The sequence below is a fragment of the Duganella sacchari genome (assembly GCF_900143065.1).
Classification (GTDB): Bacteria; Pseudomonadota; Gammaproteobacteria; order Burkholderiales; family Burkholderiaceae_D; genus Rugamonas; species Rugamonas sacchari.
In genome coordinates, this window is sequence record NZ_FRCX01000003.1 from 375,572 (window position 1) to 394,867 (window position 19,296).

At 61.5% G+C, this 19,296-nt stretch carries 15 protein-coding genes and 1 pseudogene; 15 read left to right on the plus strand and 1 reads right to left on the minus strand.

Translation table 11 applies throughout. The features are described 5' to 3' along the window. The first annotated feature begins 10 nt into the window (after positions 1-10). From BUA36_RS08175 to BUA36_RS31175, 13 genes and pseudogenes are all read left to right on the plus strand, one after another. Complete coding sequence (locus BUA36_RS08175; RefSeq protein ID WP_072783317.1) at positions 11-1,186, plus strand: GGDEF domain-containing protein; 1,176 nt, start codon at positions 11-13, stop codon at positions 1,184-1,186. 386 nt (positions 1,187-1,572) lie between these two features. Continuing rightward, positions 1,573-1,680 (plus strand): class III lanthipeptide, encoded by a 108-nt coding sequence (locus BUA36_RS30935; RefSeq protein ID WP_202413662.1) that lies wholly within the window; start codon positions 1,573-1,575, stop codon positions 1,678-1,680. Between the two features lie 71 nt (positions 1,681-1,751). Then, complete coding sequence (locus BUA36_RS30940; RefSeq protein ID WP_202413663.1) at positions 1,752-1,859, plus strand: class III lanthipeptide; 108 nt, start codon at positions 1,752-1,754, stop codon at positions 1,857-1,859. Between the two features lie 86 nt (positions 1,860-1,945). Further along, entirely contained in the window at positions 1,946-4,651 is a 2,706-nt protein-coding gene (gene lanKC / locus BUA36_RS08180) for a class III lanthionine synthetase LanKC (protein WP_072783319.1), read from the plus strand. 122 nt (positions 4,652-4,773) lie between these two features. Continuing rightward, positions 4,774-5,553: pseudogene (locus BUA36_RS31605) on the plus strand (ABC transporter transmembrane domain-containing protein); the annotation flags it as partial. A gap of 210 nt (positions 5,554-5,763) precedes the next feature. Further along, positions 5,764-6,279, plus strand: a complete 516-nt coding sequence (locus tag BUA36_RS31610) for an ATP-binding cassette domain-containing protein (RefSeq protein WP_371851429.1) — start codon at positions 5,764-5,766, stop codon at positions 6,277-6,279. 44 nt (positions 6,280-6,323) lie between these two features. Then, a complete protein-coding gene (locus BUA36_RS08190) occupies positions 6,324-7,643 on the plus strand; it encodes an ABC transporter permease (RefSeq protein WP_072783323.1) in 1,320 nt (439 codons plus the stop codon). An 8-nt stretch (positions 7,644-7,651) separates the two neighbouring features. After that, complete coding sequence (locus BUA36_RS08195; protein ID WP_072783325.1) at positions 7,652-8,866, plus strand: ABC transporter permease; 1,215 nt, start codon at positions 7,652-7,654, stop codon at positions 8,864-8,866. Further along, positions 8,782-10,149, plus strand: coding sequence for an efflux RND transporter periplasmic adaptor subunit (locus BUA36_RS08200; protein WP_208861866.1), 1,368 nt, complete (start codon positions 8,782-8,784; stop codon positions 10,147-10,149). Before BUA36_RS08195 ends, BUA36_RS08200 begins: the two co-directional genes overlap by 85 nt. 9 nt (positions 10,150-10,158) lie before the next feature. Continuing rightward, positions 10,159-10,866, plus strand: coding sequence for an ABC transporter ATP-binding protein (locus tag BUA36_RS08205; RefSeq protein ID WP_072783330.1), 708 nt, complete (start codon positions 10,159-10,161; stop codon positions 10,864-10,866). Further along, the gene (locus BUA36_RS08210) at positions 10,863-12,134 is read left to right on the plus strand and encodes a TolC family outer membrane protein (RefSeq protein WP_084560053.1); all 1,272 of its coding nucleotides are present in this window, start codon (positions 10,863-10,865) and stop codon (positions 12,132-12,134) included. Before BUA36_RS08205 ends, BUA36_RS08210 begins: the two co-directional genes overlap by 4 nt. A 397-nt stretch (positions 12,135-12,531) precedes the next feature. Beyond that, positions 12,532-13,098, plus strand: a complete 567-nt coding sequence (locus tag BUA36_RS08215; RefSeq protein ID WP_072783335.1) for a TMEM175 family protein — start codon at positions 12,532-12,534, stop codon at positions 13,096-13,098. A gap of 116 nt (positions 13,099-13,214) precedes the next feature. After that, complete coding sequence (locus BUA36_RS31175) at positions 13,215-14,276, plus strand: NF038122 family metalloprotease (RefSeq protein WP_072783337.1); 1,062 nt, start codon at positions 13,215-13,217, stop codon at positions 14,274-14,276. Here the strand turns inward: BUA36_RS31175 and BUA36_RS08225 are convergent. Next, complete coding sequence (locus BUA36_RS08225) at positions 14,268-14,720, minus strand: hypothetical protein (RefSeq protein WP_072783340.1); 453 nt, start codon at positions 14,718-14,720, stop codon at positions 14,268-14,270. The two genes, BUA36_RS31175 and BUA36_RS08225, sit on opposite strands and share 9 nt — an antisense overlap. Before the next feature lie 284 nt (positions 14,721-15,004). Here BUA36_RS08225 and BUA36_RS08230 point away from each other — a divergent pair, with 284 nt between their 5' ends. After that, positions 15,005-17,128 carry a M3 family metallopeptidase gene (locus tag BUA36_RS08230; RefSeq protein WP_072783342.1) on the plus strand — a complete coding sequence of 708 codons (2,124 nt, stop codon included), beginning with the start codon at positions 15,005-15,007 and terminating at the stop codon, positions 17,126-17,128. 25 nt (positions 17,129-17,153) lie between these two features. Continuing rightward, positions 17,154-19,283, plus strand: coding sequence for a M3 family metallopeptidase (locus BUA36_RS08235; protein ID WP_072783344.1), 2,130 nt, complete (start codon positions 17,154-17,156; stop codon positions 19,281-19,283). Positions 19,284-19,296 lie beyond the last annotated feature (13 nt).

Below are 19,296 nucleotides of genomic sequence, written 5' to 3' on the forward strand. Positions count from 1 at the left end.
AGGCTTCGCCATGCAGATAGTCGCTTCCCTGTTGATCGCCATGACGCTGAATCTGTTGACCATTGCAGCAGCGCTGCTCGCGGTCATGGGCAAGGTGAATCTGGCTGCGCGCCGCGCACAGCTGGGCATCGGGTTGCAGGCGATCGGCTGGGTATGCCTGCTGCTGTCGGGCGTGGCCGGCGCCGGCTCGCTCGGCGACCGTTTGTTGTCGACACTGGCCATGGCGGGCATCGCCGCCGGCCTGGCATACAGCGCCATGGCCTTCGATCTGTGGTGCGGACGTAGCGCCTCCTCGCGCGCACCCGCAGTAATTGCCGCCGTCATGACTGCAGGCTATGGCATCGGCTTTCAACATTACGCCTTCCGTGTGGGCTGGGCTAACGGCTTGCTGGCCTTGCAGCTGGCGCTGGTGGCCTGGACGCTGTGCCGTCAGCCACTGACGCCGGTGGGCCGCTGGCGCTGGCTGCTGGTGATATCGCTGCTGGTGCAGTTGCTGGTGACGGCGTCGCGTGGCGTGCTGGGGGCGTTTTACACCGCACAATTTCCGAATTTTTTTGCGCCGCATCCGGCCAATATCCTGTTTGCCTTGGCCGCCAATGTGACGGTGGTCATGTCGCTGGCCGGCATCTTGCTGGCGTACCGTGAAGAGGCCGCGCGCGAACTCGAGCGGCTAGCGAATACCGACGGCATTACCGGCGCCCTGAACCGCCGCGCCTGGAGCGCGCAGGCCGTCGCGATTGTGGCCGACAGCCAGCGCCTGCAGCAACCGTTGTGCGTGCTGTTGCTGGATCTGGATCATTTCAAGGACATCAACGAAGCGCAGGGCCATGAGACGGGCGACAAAGCGCTCAAGCTGCTGGTACAAGGCATGCAGTCGGTGGGCGGCGAGCGCAATGTGGTGTGCCGTTACGGTGGCGAAGAATTCTGTGTACTCAAGCGCGGCGCCGATCCGGCGGCGATGCGCGCCTACGATCAGCGTTTGCGCGACTGGCTGGCCGCAGCCGGCCCGCGCGAGCTGGGCATCCCGCTGCATTACAGCGCCGGCATTGCCACCCTGCTCGATCAGCGTGACAGCCTGGATGCCATGCTGCGCCGCGCCGACTCCCTGCTCTACAGCGCCAAAATGCTGGGACGAAATATCACACTGGATGATGCCGCCCTGGAGTCCGGTGTCGAATTCAAATAACCGCGCCGCCGGTCTGCCATCGCCTTTTCTGGGAATTAAATAAATAGTCACCAAATATAACATTCAGTTTATATTTAAATATTGTTTGCATATCATAAACCATACGTGCAAATTTCACTAAATGTCACGATCAGTAAAATAAATTTTTTTACAACATTGTCTTGTTGTTCGAGTTGACTCTTTAAAAATAAATACCGAGAATGAATATGCCTTAATCTCATTAGCAAAATAATATCTCGTCAATTGTCCATCAATCGGCGAGGGGGAAATTGTTATGAAGCGGGCATACCCACATAGTGAATGGCTAAAGTTTTCTATGGTGGTTCAAGATTATCGCCAAATGTAACAGTCTGGCGGTTTATTAACTTCATTATTAGGAGGCACAAATGAAACGTGTTCTGAATCTGCAACGCATGGCTCTGGATACCAACGAAGTTTCGGGCCTGAGCCTGAGCAGCTCGCATACTGATTGCTGCAAGAACGATCAGACGTAATCAATGAAGGTCGGAGCAGTGATGCAATATCACTGCTCTCATTTACTCTTTAATTTTCAGTGAGGTATCAAATGAGCCGGATTTTGAACCTGCAACGCATGCAGCTGGAAGTCAACGAAATTGCCGCCTCCAGCGTGACCAGTTCATACAGTGATTGCTGCAAAAAAGACAACGACTAAGCTGGACTGCGCGGAGCATGCACTGCTGCGCGCTGATTCTGATACGACCGGATTTGCTGACATAATTATTCTAAGGGAGATGGTATATGGTGCGTAGCGCGAAATCACTGCGTGAAAAACGCCACGTCGATAAGGCTTTTTATCGCGGTTCCAGTGAACTGTTTTATGAGCCAAATTACGCGCACTACCGTCCCGCAGATGAACTGAAATCCCTGGTTGAGACGCTGATCCAGGAGCGTGGTCTGCCCTGGCGCACGCACCGGGCGGATGTCTGGACCCATATTATTCCGGTTGCCAATAGCGCACCGGTCAAACTGCCTAAACAGGGCTGGAAGATTCACGTTTCCGCCATCGAATCGAACTGCAAGGATATCCTGGCAAAAGTCGCCACGCTGGCGTTTGAGCACGATGTCCAGTTTAAATTTGCCAACGATATCAATACGCTCAAGCTGATGACCTCGAAACGCTGGTCACGCGGCGGTTCAGGCAAATTCATTACGCTTTATCCGGCAACAGAAGAAATATTTCTCGAATTTATAGAACGCGCTTATGCGTTATTAAAAAACGATCTTGGCTCCTATATATTATCGGACCGCCGTTATAAAGATTGCCGGTGTCTTTATTATCGCTATGGTGGTTTTACTTTAGTCAGCCGCCTGCATTTCATGGGCAACCAGATACCGGTACTGACCGCGCCCGACGGCCAGCAGGTCGAGGATAAGCGCAGTCCTTACTTTGAAACGCCGCCTTGGGCCGCCGATCCCTTCCCGTCGGATGAACCGGACGAGGATGAAATGACCCTCAACGGCGGGCGGTTTATCGTCAAAAGCGCGCTGGGCTTTTCCAATACCGGCGGCGTGTATCTGGCGACCGATACCACCACTGGCAAGGACGTGGTCATCAAGGAAGCCCGGCCGTTTGTCGAGCTGGGCGCCAACGGCGCCGATGCCACCACCCGGCTCGCCAAGGAAGAAAATAATCTGCGCATCCTGTCCGGGCTGGGGATTACGCCGGAGGTGTACACCTCATTCTGGGACTGGGAAAACTATTATCTGGTCGAAGAATACTTCGACGCGTTCGATGTGCGCGAATTGACGGTCATGAAAAGTCCTTTGATCCTGGCCCATCCCACGGCGGACGACAGTGCTGCGTTCTATGACAGCTATAAGCGCATCTTCACCGGCGTGCTCAAGGCGATCGATCAGATCCATGCGCGCGGCATGGTGATCGGCGACCTCTCGCCGATGAACGTCCTGATCGACAAGGCCACCATGGAGGTGCGTATTATCGACCTGGAAGGCGCCTACCGGCCGCAGGTCGAAGCACCCGAGACGTTGTTTACCCCAGGCTTCCGTTCGGAGCACAAGGGCCGTGCCAAGGAAAGCAATTTCCAGGATGACCTGTATGCGATCGGCACCATGATGTTGTATGCCATCTTCCCGATCGCGGCCATGGCGTTCCTGCGCGGCGATCTGTTCACCAAAATACTGCCGGTTGTGCTGGCCGATATCGGCTGGTCGCAAACGCCGGTGCAGCGCGTGGTCGAACAACTCGTCGGCAATGCCATCAGCTGCAGCGAAGCGGTGGCATTGCTGAACGGTCCTGCGGCAATTGAAAAACCCATGAGCAGGCAGCCAGACGCGGCGCTGCAACTGGACCAGGCGTGCAGTGAAATGGCGCGCTTTATCACCAACAACTATCGCCTGGAGCAACCTTATGCGCTGTTCCCGGTCGATCCTTTCGGCACCAATTTCAATCCCATGAGCCTGGGCTTTGGTTCGTCGGGGATCCTGTACGCGCTGTCGCGCAGCGGTTACACGGTGCCCGAGCCAGCGCTGCAGCGCTATCGCCAAGAGCTGGCGGAACTGGATCCGGCCAAAATGGCGCCGGGTTGGCTGGTCGGGACGGCAGGCATCGCCTGGACCTTGCTGGCCACCGGTGATGTCGAAACGGGCAAGCGCTTCCTGCAATGTGCCAACCACAGTGAGCTGCTGCGCAGCCACCACTCGCTGTACTACGGCATGGCCGGTGTCGGCATGGCCAATCTGGCCGCCTATCGCATGCTCGATGACCAGCATTATCTGAATGCTGCGGTCGAACTTGCGGAAGCCCTGGAAGCCAGCGCACAAAAAAATGATCGCGGCCTGTACTGGAAGGATGAGGTCGAAGTCCGCATCGGCCTGGGATACGGCCAGAGCGGGGTGGCGCTGTTCTTCCTGCGCCTGGCGCAAATGACGCAGATGCAGAAGTGGCGGGAGCTGGGCCGCCAGGCGCTCGAGTTTGACTTGTCGTATGCCCATGAACATGAGGCAGGCGTGAGCTGCTTCCCGTGCGCGCCGGAAGAAACGACGACCTTTGACAGCTACATCGAGCAGGGCAGTGCCGGCATCGCCAAGGTGGCCATCCGCTACGGCCTGTGGTCGAAGATCGAGAACGTGCTGGCCGACGCCTGCCGGAAATACGCGATTTTTGCGGGGTTGTCGTACGGTGTGGTTGGCTTTGTTGACGTGCTGCTGGACGCCTATCTCTACTCCCAGGATAAAAAATACCTGGAGATGGCGCAGCGGCCGCTGCAGGGACTCAGCGACCTGTTCCTGATTAAGCACCAGGATGGCTACGCCACTCCCGGTGATGGCCTGTTCCGTATCTCGTGCGACTACGCCACCGGCGTGGCTGGCGTGATGCGGACCCTGCACCGCCTGAACCAGCATTTGCCGGATGAGTTTTTCCTGGATGAACTCGACAACCTGCCGGGGCGCAAAGCATCGGTGGACCGCACTGACGCTATCTGACCAGGAATGCCACCATGCGCTTAACAGAGAACAGCCTGAAAGCCGGAACGGGGACGGCGCAACCGCCATTATCCTCGTTCCAGTGTTTCATGCTATTGCTGGGAAAATACCGCGCCCAGTATATGTGGGTAACCTTGTTTGCGGCCGTGGTCGGCGGTGGCGGCGCCATGCTCCATCCCCTGCTGCTCAAGGCGATTTTTGACGCCGTGACGGTCGATACCGACTTCAGCCGTTTTGTGTATCTGGGCGCCTACTATCTGGCGCTGGGGCTGTCCGTCAACCTGCTGAGTTATCTGCTGTCATTGTGGCAGCAACAGCTGGATAACCAGATTGTCGCGCAGGCCAGCGAAAACCTGTTGCGCGCCTACTTCGCCAAGAATTACAGCGAGGTGATACGCAATGGCAATGGCCACTACGTCAGCCGCATCCGCTCCGATGTCAAGGATGGCCTGGTGCCGATGCTGCCGCTGGTGCGCCGCATGGCGGTCAACCTGGTGACGCTGGCCGCGCTGGTGTCGGTGCTGGTGTATATCTCGTGGCAGGCGTTCCTGGTGCTGTTTGCGATCATTCCCATCGCCACCCTGGTCAGCATTACGGTCGGCAAGAAAATCCGCGGGCTCACCAATATCGAACGCGACAAGGAAGCTGCGCTGCTGGACACGCTGACCAAATCGGTCAGCGCGTTCAAGATCATCCGTACCTTCGGCATGATCCCGCGCAGCCTGTCGGTGTTTTCCGGCAAAGTGGATGAGGCACTGGAATCCGGCTACCGCAAATTCCGCGTGGTGAACGGCCTGCAAAGGGCCAGCGATGTCACCATGGTCATTTCTGACGCGTGCTGTATTTTCGTCGGCGCCTATTTCGTTTTCAACCGCACCATGACCGTGGGCGGCTACATCGGCTTCATGAATTCGTTCTGGCGTTCCGCCACCACGCTGATCGAGATCTTCCGCCAGTGGGCCGAACTGCATGGCCACAACGCCATTGCCAGCCGTCTGGTGGACTTCATCAACGCGCATGCGGACCAGCCGTATCACACCCGGGCCAATGCGGTAACGGCCGCCGGCATCAGCTACGACTACGATGGCAACCACATCATCAAGGGCTTCTCGATGCATGTGCAGCCCGGACAGAAAGTGCTGATTGCCGGCCAAAATGGCTCGGGCAAAACCACGCTGGCCAATATCCTGTCGGGTTATCTGCAACCGTCGGCGGGTGAGCTGGTGCTGCCCGCGCGTATCAATGCGGTGACGCTGCCGCTGCAGTTTCCGCCCATCGTGGTGCGCGCACTGGACCTGGATCGCCAGCTGCTCCAGCGGTTCAATCTCGACACGCCCGAGCTGCTGGACGCCTATCCCGACCAGCTGTCGGCGGGGCAGCAGCAGAAGCTGGCGCTGGCGCTGGCGCTGTCGTCCGATGCCGAGCTGTACATTCTGGATGAACCCCTGGCCAACCTGGATGTGTCGAGCCGCGCGCTGGCCATGCAGGAAATTGAGCAGCGCACCGCCGGCCGCATGCTGGTGATGATCATGCACGGCGCCGACGAATATGCCGCCGTGTTTGACCAGATCTATCAACTGGGCAGCGTGCCGTTGCGGACGGACACCCTGAAGGCCGTCAACAGCTGACCTGGCGTGCCCGCATCCCTAACCATGACTGAGTTCCTGATCCCATGCTGAGTTATTACTTCCAAGTCGCCCTGCATAACACGCGGCGCAACAAGGCGCTGACGATGCTGATGATATTGGCGATTGCGGTTGGCATCGGCGCCAGCATGACCACGCTGACCGTGATGCAGCTGCTGTCCGGTGATCCGCTGCCGGGACGCAGCCAGCACCTCTATTATCCCCAGGTGGATGTCTCGCCCAAGTCCAAGGGCCGCGAACCGCTTGATGTGCTGGACTACCGCACCGCCATGGACCTGTGGAGCGCGCGGCAGGCAGACCAGCAGACGCTGGTGGCCAACAGCCAGGTCAAGCTGCGCGCGCCCGACACGGCGTTGCCGCCGCTGATGCTGGCCATGACCTCCACCACGGCCGACTTCTTCAGCATGTTCAACGTGCCCTTCAAGTACGGCAAGGGCTGGAGCCAGGCCGATGACGCGGCGCGCGCGCGCGTGGCAGTGATCTCCGCCAGTCTCAACGACAAGCTGTTCGGCGGCGGCGACAGCGTCGGCCGCGTGATCCGGCTGGGCGATGCGGATGTCCGGATTGCTGGCGTGCTGGCGCCATGGCGGCCGTTCCCGCTGTTCTATCAGGTGCGCGGCGGCCGCTTTGCCAACGGTGACACGTCGGGGTTTTACGGCAAGACCGAGGATGTGTTCACGCCCTTCTCCACCAGCCTGGACGTCAATCCCGGCAATTTCCAGCCATTTACCTGCTGGGCCTCGCCGGAGCAGCCGGGCCATCTTGAACAGGCGCCGTGCGTCTGGGTGGCGCTGTGGGTGCGCCTGGACAGTCCGGCCAAGGTCGCCGCCTACCGCCACTTCCTGCAGAACTATGCCACCCAGCAGAAAGCCCAGGGCCGCATCAAACATGCGGACAACACCCGCCTGCGTTCGCTGATGCAGTGGCTGGACTTCAACCGGGTCGTGCCCAGCGATACCAAGCTGCAGACGGCGCTGGCGTTTGCCTTCCTGGCGATTTGCCTGACCAACGTGCTGAGCCTGTTGTCGGCCAAGTTCCTGCGGCATAGCGCGGAGACCGGGCTGCGCCGCGCGCTGGGCGCGACGCGCGGCTCGGTGTTCGCGCAGTGTATGGCCGAGTCCGCCATCATTGGTGTACTGGGCGGCGCGATGGGATTGCTGCTGACCCTGCTTGGCCTGTCGCTGGTGCGGCGCCAGCCGGTGCCGTACGCAGATGGCGCTTATCTGGACCTCACCATGTTCCTGTGGACCTTCGCCCTGTCCCTGCTGGTGAGCCTGCTGGCAGGCATGCTGCCGGCCTTGCGCGCCACGCTGATCCAGCCGGCGACGCAGTTGAAAACGTTATAGAGGACGCCATGCAGATCCCATACATAGTTGCGGCGCTGCGCAAGCACCGCCTCGCCACCTTCCTGATCGCACTGCAAATCTCGCTCGCGTGTGCGGTACTGTGCAATGCCTGCTTCCTGGTGGTCCAGCGCGTCCAGTCGACGCAGATGGACAGCGGCATCGAGGAAGCCGCACTGGGCACGGTCAAGCTGTCCGGCTTCACGCCGGACCAGGCGGCTGATCTCAATGCGCGCATGCTGGCCGCGTTGCAGGGAATCGCCGGCGTCGAGGCGGTCAGCGTAGTGAACATGGTGCCGTTTGGCGAGCCGGTGGCCAGCGCCGGCGTGCGGCTCGACCAGGACGGCAAGCATTTTGGCGGCGTGATCGATTTTTATGTGGGCGATGCCAAGGCGGTAGCAACGTTTGGCTTGCAGCTGCTGGCCGGCCGCTTGCCGCAGGCCGACGACTACACACCGATCGCCGACACGGTCCCGGCCAATCCCGTGGTGCTGATTACGCAAACCCTGGCCAGCCATTTCTGGCCCGGCCAGAACCCGGTGGGACAGCAGTTCTGGGCCATGGGTACCAGCTTCCGCGTGGCCGGCGTGGTACGTCACCTGTCGGTGGCGGCGCCGGGCGGTGGCCAGAGCGCCGACCCTGACTGGGCGGTGTTTGTGCCGGCCGTTGCCGGGCCGCAACTGGTCGGCAAATATCTGCTGCGCGGGCGGCCCGCCGATATCGCGCGCATCGTGGAAGACGCCAGGGCGGTAGCGAACCAGACGGCAACGGACGCCGTGCTGGACGTCGAACAAAGCCGTACCGTGCCGGCGCTGCGCGCCAGCTATTTCAATAGCAGCTATGTGATGGCATTGCTGCTGCTGGGCGTCTGTGTAGCATTGCTGGGCACGACCGCGCTGGGCATCGTCGGCCTGGCCAGTTTCTGGGTGACCCAGCGCAGCAAGCAGATCGGCATCCGGCGCGCGCTGGGCGCCACTACCGGCGATATCCTGCGTTATTTCCAGATCGAGAACTTCATCATCGTGAGCCTGGGCATCACGATCGGCATGCTGCTGGCCTACGGCCTGAACCTGGGCCTGATGCGCTTTTACGAACTGCCGCACCTGCCGCTGGCGTATTTACCGGTCGGCGCCGTGGCGCTGTGGATACTGGGCCAGCTGGCGGTGCTGGCGCCCGCGCTGCGGGCGGCGGCCATTCCGCCCATGGCCGCCATCAAGGCAGTCTGACTTCGAATGGGCAGCCGATGATACCGGATACTTCCACTCAGGACACCCGTCTCCCCGTCGCCGCGCCGCGTACCCGCAAATGGCTGGCGCTCGGGCTGGCGGTCATGGTGCTGGCGGGCTGGCTCGCCATGCAATTGAAAGAGGCGGTGGTGGGCGGGGCCAGCGTCAGCCTCGACCGTCTGACGCTGGCCCCGGTGGAATCGGGCGAGCTGACGCGCGACGTGGCCGCCGAGGGCCGCGTGGTGGCCGCCGCTGCGCCGACGCTGTATGCCGGTTCCGACGGCACTGTCACGCTGTCGGTACAGCCGGGCGATGCGGTCAAGGCCGGGCAGATGGTGGCGCAGATCACCAGTCCTGAACTGCAGGCCAGTCTGGCGCAGTCGCGCAGTGCGGCCGATGCGCTGAAAAGCGAATGGCTGCGTGCCCAGGCCGACGCCCGCCAGGCCCGTGCGGCGGCGGAAGCGGGCGTGCAGACCGCCGCGCTGGCGCTGACCTCCGCCGAGAATGACCTGACGCGCCAGACCCGCGCGTTCGATGCTGGCGCGGCGGCCGGCATCGCGGTCGACCAGGCGCGCGATGCGCTGGCGCGGGCCCGCATCGCCCATCAGCAGGCGATCCAGGCGCTCACGCTCAAGGACGACGCCACCCGCTTTGAACTGGCGGCCCGCCGCCAGGCCCATGAGCGTGCCGAACTGCAGGTGGCCGACTTGCAGCGCCTGCAGACCGGCCTGACGGTGCGCGCGCCTGTCGATGGCCAGGTGGGCCAGGTATTTGTGGCGGACCGCTCTTCCGTGGCCAAGGACGCCAAGCTGCTGGCGGTGATTGACCTTACCCGGCTGGAAGTTCAGATCCAGGTGGCGGAAAGCCAGGCGCGCGAGCTGGCGCCGGGCATGCTGGGCGAACTCAGCGGCAACGGCCAGCGCTGGCGCGGCCGCATCAGCAGCGTCTCGCCGGAAGTGGTGAATGGCGAGGTGGCCGCGCGGCTGCGTTTTGACGGCGCGCAGCCGGCGGCGCTGCGCCAGAACCAGCGCCTGTCGGCGCGCGTCGTGCTGGACCAGCGCGAGCGCGTGCTGCGCGTGGCGCGCGGGCCGTTTGTTGAAGAAAGCGGCGGCCACTGGGCGTACGTGGTGGTCAACCAGGTTGCCGTCAGACGTCCGGTGCGCCTCGGCGCGCAAAGCCTGACGCAGGTCGAGGTCCTGAGCGGGCTCAAGGCCGGCGACCAGGTTGTGATTGCGGGCGCCGATGTGTTCAAGGGCGCCAGCCAAGTTCAATTAATTCAGTAAGGGATTGCCATGCTTGAGATGCACCATATCGCCAAGGTGTACCGCACCGAAACGGTTGAAACCGCTGCACTGCGCGACTTCAATCTCCATGTGACGCCAGGGGAATTTGTTGCCGTTACCGGGGCTTCCGGTTCCGGCAAGAGTACCTTCCTGGGCATCGCTGGCCTGATTGAAGCGCCGAGCGGCGGCCGTTATGTGCTCGACGGCGTCGACGTCAGCCAGATGAACGACAGGCAGCGCAGCCGCCTGCGCAACCAGAAGATCGGCTTTGTTTTTCAGGCCTTCAATCTGATACCGGACCTGAACCTGCGCGACAATATCGAAGTGCCGCTCGGCTATCGTGGCCTGCGCGCGGCCGAGCGCCGCGAACTGGCACAGGCAGCGCTCGCCAAGGTCGGGCTGGCTGGCCGTGCGCGCCATTATCCCGGCCAGCTGTCCGGCGGCCAGCAGCAGCGCGTCGCGATTGCGCGCGCGCTGGCGGGCAATCCGCCGCTGCTGCTGGCCGACGAACCAACCGGCAACCTGGATACCCAGATGGCCGCCGGCGTCATCGATCTGCTGCAGGAGCTGCATGCTGGCGGCGCCACCATTGTGATGGTCACCCACGACCTGCATCTGGCCGAACGCGCGCAGCGCATCGTCAAGGTCATGGACGGCCAGGCCGCCGAAGTCGCGCGTGATGCACGCCTGCACAGTGTGAGCGGCAGCGCTGCATGAGACGGTTGCTGTGCATCGGTTTATTGGTCGTGTGTCCGCCGGTCTGGGCTGCCCTCAGTGATGACCTGCTGAGTGTTTATACCCGGGCGCGCGGCAATTATCCTGCGCTTCAGCAGGCGCAGGCCCAGGCCGGCGCCAGCAATGCCAGCGCGGATCTCAACCGCGCGCCGCTGCTGCCGCAATGGACGCTCAGCGTCACGCCCCGGCAAACGGCAGGGGTGAACAGCAATAACGCCAGTAGCCAGATCACGCAGACCATCGTCAATCTGGCGGCGCTCGACACCTGGCGTGCTGCGCGCGCCGATGCCCAGGCGCAGGCAGCCACGCTGCGCGCGGCCGAGCAGGCTCTGGTGGCTGAGGTGGCGGTGCGCTATTTCGCCCTGCTCAGCGCGCAAAGCCAGCTCGATACCTTGTCCGCCAACGAGGCAGCGGTCGCGGAGCTGGTCAGGCAGAGCAAGGTGCGCGTGGCCGAGCGCCTCACGGCGGCGGTGGACGTCGACCAGGCGCGCGCCTATCTCGGTCTGGCCCAGGCCGCCACGCAGCAGGCCAGGGAAGCGCTGGCGGATGCCAATCAGGCGGTCCAGGAACTCACGGGCGAAGCGCCGTTGCCGCTCAAGCCGCTGCGCCAGGGCTTCCAGCCGGCCCTGCCGCAACCTGCTGACGCCCCGGCCTGGGTCACGGAAGCGCTGGCTGACAACCCGGTGCTGCAATCAGGGAAGGAACTTGTGCTGGCATCGGAAGCGCGTATCAAGGCCGCGCGCGCGGCCAACCTGCCGACCCTGGGATTGAGCTTCAGCACCGACCGCGGACTGGTAAATGGCGCGGCCGGCAGCCGCCAGGTGACCACCAATACCGTCGGGCTGACGCTGAACGTGCCGATTGTGGCAGGCGGTGCGACGTTTGCCGCGACCCGGCAGGCGCTCTACAACCGCGACGCCGCCAGTGCCCAATTCGAAGCCAGCCGCCGCAGCATTGTGCGCAATGTCGAAGCGCAGCTGCAGGCCGTGCGCGGCAGCGTGGCGGAGATTGCCATCGCGGAGCCGGGCGCGGAAGCAGCCGAGCGCGCCCTGTCCGCCAGCCGTGCCGGCCATCAGTACGGCACCCGTACCCTGACCGATGTGCTGAATGCGATCCAGACCAATGGCCAGGCGCAACTGCAGCTGACGCAGGCCCGTCATCGCCATCTAGTGGCGCTGCTGCAGCTCAAGCAGGCCGTGGGACGGCTGAGTGTTGATGATCTCGTGGCAGTGAACGCCCTGCTGGAATAGGGCGTTGCCGGGAAGCTTACCCTAGCGCGGTCGGATACAAATTTTATTTGTATTAACTTTTTCCAGTGCAAATTAACTTTCTCGGTGACGTCTGACTATGTTGCCGGCGATGGCCCGTGCGTGCTGTACGAGCAGGCTTCCAATAACACTGCGCCCGCGCGTACCCGCACGCGACTGAACTTGTTCGACTCTGCCAGCGGGTGACATATGTCTGGGCAACGCCAGACCGCAGCGTGGGCTTGTTTGTGAATGCAAACCTTGATACTCTGACCAGGGTGAGCGCGGTGCCGGAACCAGACGCATGGTGCCTGTTCGCCATCGGTGCGGCCGTACTGGCGGGCGCGACGCGCATAAGGAACTGAACAGACCGGCGCAAGCCATCATTAAGGAGCCATCGTTGGGCAAAGGCAGGCTGGAAGCATTTAGCGATGGCGTCATCGCGATCATTATTACCATCATGGTGCTGGAACTGAAGGTGCCGCATGGCGACAACCTGGATGCACTGCTGCCACTGTTCCCGGTGTTCCTGAGCTATGTGCTGAGCTTTATTTACGTCGGCATCTACTGGAACAACCACCATCACCTGATCCACATGGTGTCCCAAACCACGGGCGGGGCGTTGTGGGGCAATCTGCACCTGCTGTTCTGGCTGTCGCTGATACCGTTTGTGACGGGCTGGATGGGCGAGAACCATTTCTCTTCGCTGCCCGTGGCCTGCTACGGCTTCGTGCTGTTCATGAGCAGCATCGCCTACATGATGCTGGCGCTGTGCCTTGAAAAGAACAATCCCGCGCTGAAGGCGGCGCTGGGCAGCGACCGCAAAGGCAAGCTGTCCACCTTCCTGTATCTGATCGGCATAGGCGCCTCCTTCGTGCACCCGATGGCTGGATTTGCCGTCTATGTGCTGGTAGCGGCGATCTGGTTCATTCCTGATCGTCGGATCGAAACCCGCACTAAAGGCTGACGCTACCGTTGATAGCATATCGCATAGAAATTATTAGTTAGACATCTGCCGTAGATGCTCACACAATCGAACTGTTTCACTGGCAAAAATAATAATTCCAACTAGGGGATTCGACCATGAAGCAGTTCATCCAGCGCCCGCTGCTGGCGGGTGCGCTCGGCCTTGCCTTTCTGACGCCTGCCCAGGCAGTGACCTTTGTTCTCAATGATGTATCCACCGGCGGCATGAGTGCCCAGCAGTTGGCTGGCTTTCAGGCCGCTGCCAATTTCTGGTCAGGCAAGCTGACCGATAACGTCACCGTGTACCTGGACATCGGCTTTAATAACCTGGGCCAGAACATCCTGGGCAGTACCAGCTCCAACTTCGTCACCACGAGCTACAGCAATGTACGCACTGCGCTGCAGCTCGATGCCACGTCGTCGCTGGATCACACAGCAGTGAGCCACCTGCAGTCCGGCTCGGCGCTGACTTTCATGGCCACCCAGGGCGATGGCAGTTCGCGCCTGGACAACGACGGCTCGGTCAACAATCTCTATCTGGGCATGACGACCGCCAATGCCAAGGCGATGGGATTCGCGGTCGGCACCAGCACCGCCACGCCGGACGCCAGCATCGTGTTTGCCAACGCCTATGCCGGGGATTTTTCCTATTCGCGCGTGGGCGGCACGCCAGGCAACAAGGTCGACTTCATTACCGTGGCCGAGCATGAAATCGGCCATGCGCTGGGCTTTACCTCGGGCGTGGACGATATCGATTACTGCATGGCCCCCCGCAGCGGTTCCGCCTGCGGCATCAGCAACACCGCCAGCCGCTTTGAGAACGACTGGTGGTATGAGCCACTGGACCTGTACCGCTATTCGGCGCCCGGCGTGGCGGATGTGCGCGTTGGTGGTACGCCGTACTTCTCGGTTGACGGCGGCATCACCAGCATCGCCGCATTTTCCACCGGCACCGAGCATGGCGACGGCTGGCAAGCCAGCCACTTCGGTCCCAACCAGGTCAATCTGATGCGGCCATTTGTCGGCAATGGCCAGTCCTACGATGCCAGCTCGCGCGACCTGGCCGCCATGGATGCCATCGGCTGGGACCTGGCGGCGCCGGTGCCCGAACCGCAAACCTGGGCCATGCTGTTGGCCGGCCTGGGGCTGGTTGGCTGGATGCGCCGCCGCTCAGCGTGAATCGCACTGATCGGCAATGCGGGTCCAGCGGCTGACTCCGCCGCCGCGTTTGGTGGGCTGCTTGCCCGGCGTGCCCCACGCCGCCTCGGTGGTAATCTGCCAGTGTGTGCTGTCGCTGCGCTGGATCGTATTGCTGATGCGGCCAAGCGGGCATTGCGCCACCAGCACCAGGCTGTCGCCAGTTATCGTGCCGGGCACCGGTTGACAGCTGGCGCCTGGCACCGTCGGCGGCAGCACCGGCGCAGTGCCGTCCTGCGCCGGAATACACACGGTGGCGCGGCGTTCTTCACCGCGCTGCGCGTGTTCGCCCACAGGAAAACGCCGGGGACCGAAATTGCTATCCCGCTCGACGCGGTACAGGCCGGTCGGCGGCATGATGTCATCTGCGGCCTGGGCTGTGGCCAGCAGGCCGGCGAGCACAACAGCGGTGTAGTGAAAACGCATGATCTCCCCTGGTTTTGCTTTAAATGTAATTTTTACTCCGAGTAAAGTCAATTGCAGGAAGTGGATATTGCACTGGCGCATGCCCTATTTCGTCTCCTTTTCGACGGAAATTTCCTATCGGACAAATTATTGTTCGGAAAATGGTGGATGAATCCGGGAAAGTGCAGTGCAGCATTTTTTGCAAGTGACCCCGCCGCAGCGCGCTGCTATGATCTGGCGCTTCCATGCTGCGTTTTTAATCCTGTCAGCATTTTTCCTGCCCTTCAGAAGAGAAAGAGATCTTCATGACCCGTCCTCATATGCTTGTCATTGCCGCCGCCCTGGGTGTGGCGTTTTCGCAAACCGTCCTGGCTGCGCCGGCCGCCGCGCTGGCTGGCAATCCGCTGGCCACGGCCAGCACGCTGCCGTTCCACTATCCAGCGTTCGACAAGATCAAGGACGAGCATTTCCTGCCGGCCTTTAACGAAGGCATGCGCGTGCAACTCAAGGAGATCGACGCCATCGCCAACAGCAAGGCAGCACCGAGCTTCGACAACACCATCGTCGCCATGGAAAAATCGGGCCAGCTGCTGACCCGCGTGCAGACCGTTTTCTACAATCTGCAAGGCGCCAACACCAACGACAAGCTGGATGCCATCGATAGCGAAATGTCGCCCAAGCTGGCCGCGCATTCGGACGCCATCTATCTGAACCCCAAACTGTGGGCGCGCGTAAAGTCGCTGTACGAAAAACGTGACGCGCTGAAGCTGGACGCCGAAGCCAAGCACCTGCTGGAGCGCTACCACACGGACTTCATCCGCGCCGGCGCCAACCTGTCGGTGGCCGACAAGGAAAAACTGAAAGCCGTCAACGGCACCATCGCCAAACTACAAACCACGTTCACCCAGAACGTACTGAAGGAAACCAATGCCTCCGGCCTGGTAGTGGACACGCGTGAAGAGCTGGCCGGCATGAGCGCCGCCGCGATTGACGCTGCCGCCGCTGCCGCCAAGACCAAGGGCCTGGATGGTAAATTCTTCGTTGCCGTGGTCAATACCTCGGGCCAGCCGCCGCTGGCAGAACTGACCAACCGTGCTACCCGCGAGAAGCTGATGGCGCTGTCGCTGGCACGCGGCAGCCATGGCGGTGAATTCGACAACCGCGAGGTGGTGCTGAAGATCGCCAAGGCCCGCGCCGAGAAAGCCACGCTGCTGGGCTACGAAAACTTCGCCGCTTACTCGCTGGAAGACCAGACCGCACACGACACCGCCTCCGTCAACAAGCTGCTGACCGAACTGGCCAAGCCGGCCGTCAACAATGCGAAGAAAGAAGCGGCCGACCTGCAAGCCGTGGTCGATGCGGAAAAAGGCGGCTTCCAGATCGGCGCGGCCGACTGGGCCTTCTACACCGACAAGGTACGCGCCCAGCGCTTCGCCTTCGACGAGAACCAGCTCAAGCCTTACTTTGAACTCGACAACGTGCTGACCAACGGCGTGTTCTATGCGGCGAACAAGCTGTATGGCCTGTCGTTCAAGGAACGCAAGGATCTGCCGGTGTACAACCCGGACGTGCGTGTGTTCGACGTGTTTGATGCGGACGGCAAGCAGCTGGCTATCTTCCTGGCCGATATGTACGCCCGCTCCAACAAGCAGGGTGGCGCCTGGATGAACGAGTACGTGTCGCAGTCGTCGCTGATGGGCACCCACTCGGTGGTGGCCAATCACCTCAACATTCCCAAGCCGCCAGCAGGCGAGCCGACGCTGCTGACCTACGATGAAGTGAAGACCGCCTTCCACGAATTCGGCCACGCGCTGCATGGCATGTTCTCCAATGTGAAGTACCCGCACTTCTCCGGCACCAGCGTGCCGCGCGACTTCGTGGAGTACCCATCGCAAGTCAACGAGATGTGGGCCGTGTGGCCTGAAGTGCTGGGCAACTACGCCAAGCATTACAAGACCGGCGCGCCGATGCCGAAGGAACTGCTGGACAAGGTCATCGCGTCGAAGAAATTCAACCAGGGCTTCATGACCACCGAATACCTGTCCGCATCGCTGCTGGACCAGCGCTGGCACCAGCTGACGCCAGCGCAGATCCCGACCGATGTGCTGGGCTTTGAAGCGCAGTCGCTGAAAGACATGGGCGTGGACTTCGCACCGGTGCCGCCACGCTACCGCACCACCTATTTCTCGCACAGCTTCTCCGGCGGCTATTCGGCAGGCTACTACGCCTACCTGTGGTCTGAAAAACTGGATGCCGACACCGTGGAATGGTTCAAGGAAAACGGCGGCCTGCAGCGCAAGAACGGCGACTGGTTCCGTGCCAAGCTGCTGTCGCGCGGCGGTACCGATGACGCCATGAACCTGTTCCGCAACTTCCGTGGCCGCGATCCTGTGATCGAGCCGCTGCTGGAACGCCGTGGCCTGAAATAATATAAATAGTTTATAAGGATAAGTAATGAATCGCAACAATGTCATTATCGCCGCCAGCGTAGCGGCAGTTTTCAGCGTCGCCCACGCGGCGGAACCGGCATCGCTGCTGCCGGCGTCGAACCCGTTCGCCAAGGCCAGCACCCTGCCGTTCGGCTATCCAGCCTTCGACAAGATCAAGAACGAAGACTACGCGCCGGCATTTGAAGAAGGCATGCGCCAGAACGCGGCGGAAATCGAGGCCATCGCCAACAACAAGAAGCCGGCCACGTTTGACAACACCATCGTGGCGATGGAAAAATCGGGCCAGTTGCTGAATCGCGTATCGACCGTGTTTTACAGCCTGTCCGGCGCCAACACCAACGACACGTTCAAGGCGCTGGAGCGCGACCTGTCGCCGAAGCTGGCTGCGCATAACGATGCGATCCGCCTGAACGGCAAGCTGTATGCGCGCATCAAGTCGCTGTACGACAAGCGCGACAAGCTGCACCTGGATGCGGAATCCAAGTACCTGCTGGAGCGCTACCACACCGACTTCGTGCGCGCAGGCGCCAAGCTGTCGGATGCCGACAAGCAGAAGCTGAAAGCCATGAACGCCGAACTGGCCAAGCTGCAAACCACCTTCACGCAAAACGTGCAGGAAGAGGCCAATGCATCGGCGCTGGTGGTCGATACGCGCGAAGAGCTGGCCGGCATGTCCGACAAGGCGATTGATGCCGCAGCGGCCACGGCCAAAGCCAAGGGCCAGGACGGCAAGTTCCTGATCCCGGTGGTGAATACCACCGGCCAGGCCAGCCTGTCCGTGCTGACCAACCGCGCCGTGCGTGAAAAACTGATGGCCTTGTCGCAGGCGCGCGGTAGCCACGGCGGCCCATACGACAACACCCAGGTGGTGCTGGCTATGGTCAAGCTGCGCGCGGAAAAAGCCGCGCTGATGGGCTATCCGAACTTCGCCGCGTATGCGCTGGAAGACCAGACCGCGCACGACACCGAAGCCGTCAACAAGATCCTGGCCGAGCTGACCCGCCCTGCCGTCGCCAATGCGAGGAAGGAAGGCGCCGAGATCCAGCAAGCCATCGACAAAGCCCATGGCGGCTTCCAGCTGGCGTCCTACGACTGGTCGTTCTACAGCGACAAGGTCAAGGCCGAGCGCTTCAACTTCGACCAGAACGAACTGCGTCCCTACTTCGAACTCAATAACGTGCTGACCAACGGCGTGTTCTTCGCCGCGAACAAGGTGTACGGCCTGTCGTTCAAGGAGCGCAAGGACCTGCCGGTGTACGACCCGGACGTACGCGTGTTCGATGTGTTTGACGCCGATGGCAAGCAGCTGGCCATCTTCATCGCCGACATGTACGCGCGCTCCAACAAGCGTGGCGGCGCCTGGATGAATGCCTACGTCTCGCAATCGTCGCTGATGGGTACCCATCCGGTGGTGGCCAATCACCTCAACATTCCAAAGCCGAATGCGGGCGAGCCGACGCTGCTGACCTACGACGAACTGCGCACCATGTTCCACGAGTTCGGCCACGCGCTGCACGGCATGTTCTCCAACGTGAAGTACCCGCGCTTTGCCGGCACCCGCGTGCCGCGCGATTACGTCGAGTTCCCATCGCAGGTCAACGAGATGTGGTCGGTGTGGCCGGAAGTGCTGGCCAACTACGCCAAGCATTACCAGACCGGCGCGCCGATGCCGAAAGAGCTGCTGGACAAAGTGGTCGCGGCGAAGAAATTCAACGAAGGCTTCCGCACCACCGAGTACCTGGCCGCGTCCATCCTGGACCAGAAATGGCACCAGCTGGGCGTATCGCAGATCCCGACCGACGTGCTGGGCTTCGAGGCCGCCGCGCTGAAATCAGCGGGTGTCGATTACGCCCCGGTGCCGCCGCGCTACCGCACCACCTACTTCTCGCACACCTTCGCCGGTGGCTACTCGGCTGGCTATTACGGCTACGTGTGGGCTGAGAAGCTGGATGCCGATGCGGTGGAATGGTTCGTCGAAAACGGCGGCATGCAGCGCAAGAACGGCGACTACTTCCGCAAGATGCTGCTGTCCAAAGGCGGCACCATGGACGCCATGCAGATGTACCGCAACTTCCGCGGCCGCGACGCCAAGATCGAACCGCTGCTGGAACGCCGTGGTCTGACTGAGAAGTAATCCGTTGTGACCG

Bases quoted from the DNA above. Each gene is read 5' to 3' on its own strand.
- BUA36_RS08175 (WP_072783317.1), top strand. From the start codon at position 11: ATGCAGATAGTCGCTTCCCTGTTGATCGCCATGACGCTGAATCTGTTG.
- BUA36_RS30935 (WP_202413662.1), top strand. From the start codon at position 1,573: ATGAAACGTGTTCTGAATCTGCAACGCATGGCTCTGGATACCAACGAA.
- BUA36_RS30940 (WP_202413663.1), top strand. From the start codon at position 1,752: ATGAGCCGGATTTTGAACCTGCAACGCATGCAGCTGGAAGTCAACGAA.
- lanKC (WP_072783319.1), top strand. From the start codon at position 1,946: ATGGTGCGTAGCGCGAAATCACTGCGTGAAAAACGCCACGTCGATAAG.
- BUA36_RS31610 (WP_371851429.1), top strand. From the start codon at position 5,764: ATGCATGTGCAGCCCGGACAGAAAGTGCTGATTGCCGGCCAAAATGGC.
- BUA36_RS08190 (WP_072783323.1), top strand. From the start codon at position 6,324: ATGCTGAGTTATTACTTCCAAGTCGCCCTGCATAACACGCGGCGCAAC.
- BUA36_RS08195 (WP_072783325.1), top strand. From the start codon at position 7,652: ATGCAGATCCCATACATAGTTGCGGCGCTGCGCAAGCACCGCCTCGCC.
- BUA36_RS08205 (WP_072783330.1), top strand. From the start codon at position 10,159: ATGCTTGAGATGCACCATATCGCCAAGGTGTACCGCACCGAAACGGTT.
- BUA36_RS08210 (WP_084560053.1), top strand. From the start codon at position 10,863: ATGAGACGGTTGCTGTGCATCGGTTTATTGGTCGTGTGTCCGCCGGTC.
- BUA36_RS31175 (WP_072783337.1), top strand. From the start codon at position 13,215: ATGAAGCAGTTCATCCAGCGCCCGCTGCTGGCGGGTGCGCTCGGCCTT.
- BUA36_RS08225 (WP_072783340.1), bottom strand. From the start codon at position 14,720: ATGCGTTTTCACTACACCGCTGTTGTGCTCGCCGGCCTGCTGGCCACA.
- BUA36_RS08230 (WP_072783342.1), top strand. From the start codon at position 15,005: ATGACCCGTCCTCATATGCTTGTCATTGCCGCCGCCCTGGGTGTGGCG.
- BUA36_RS08235 (WP_072783344.1), top strand. From the start codon at position 17,154: ATGAATCGCAACAATGTCATTATCGCCGCCAGCGTAGCGGCAGTTTTC.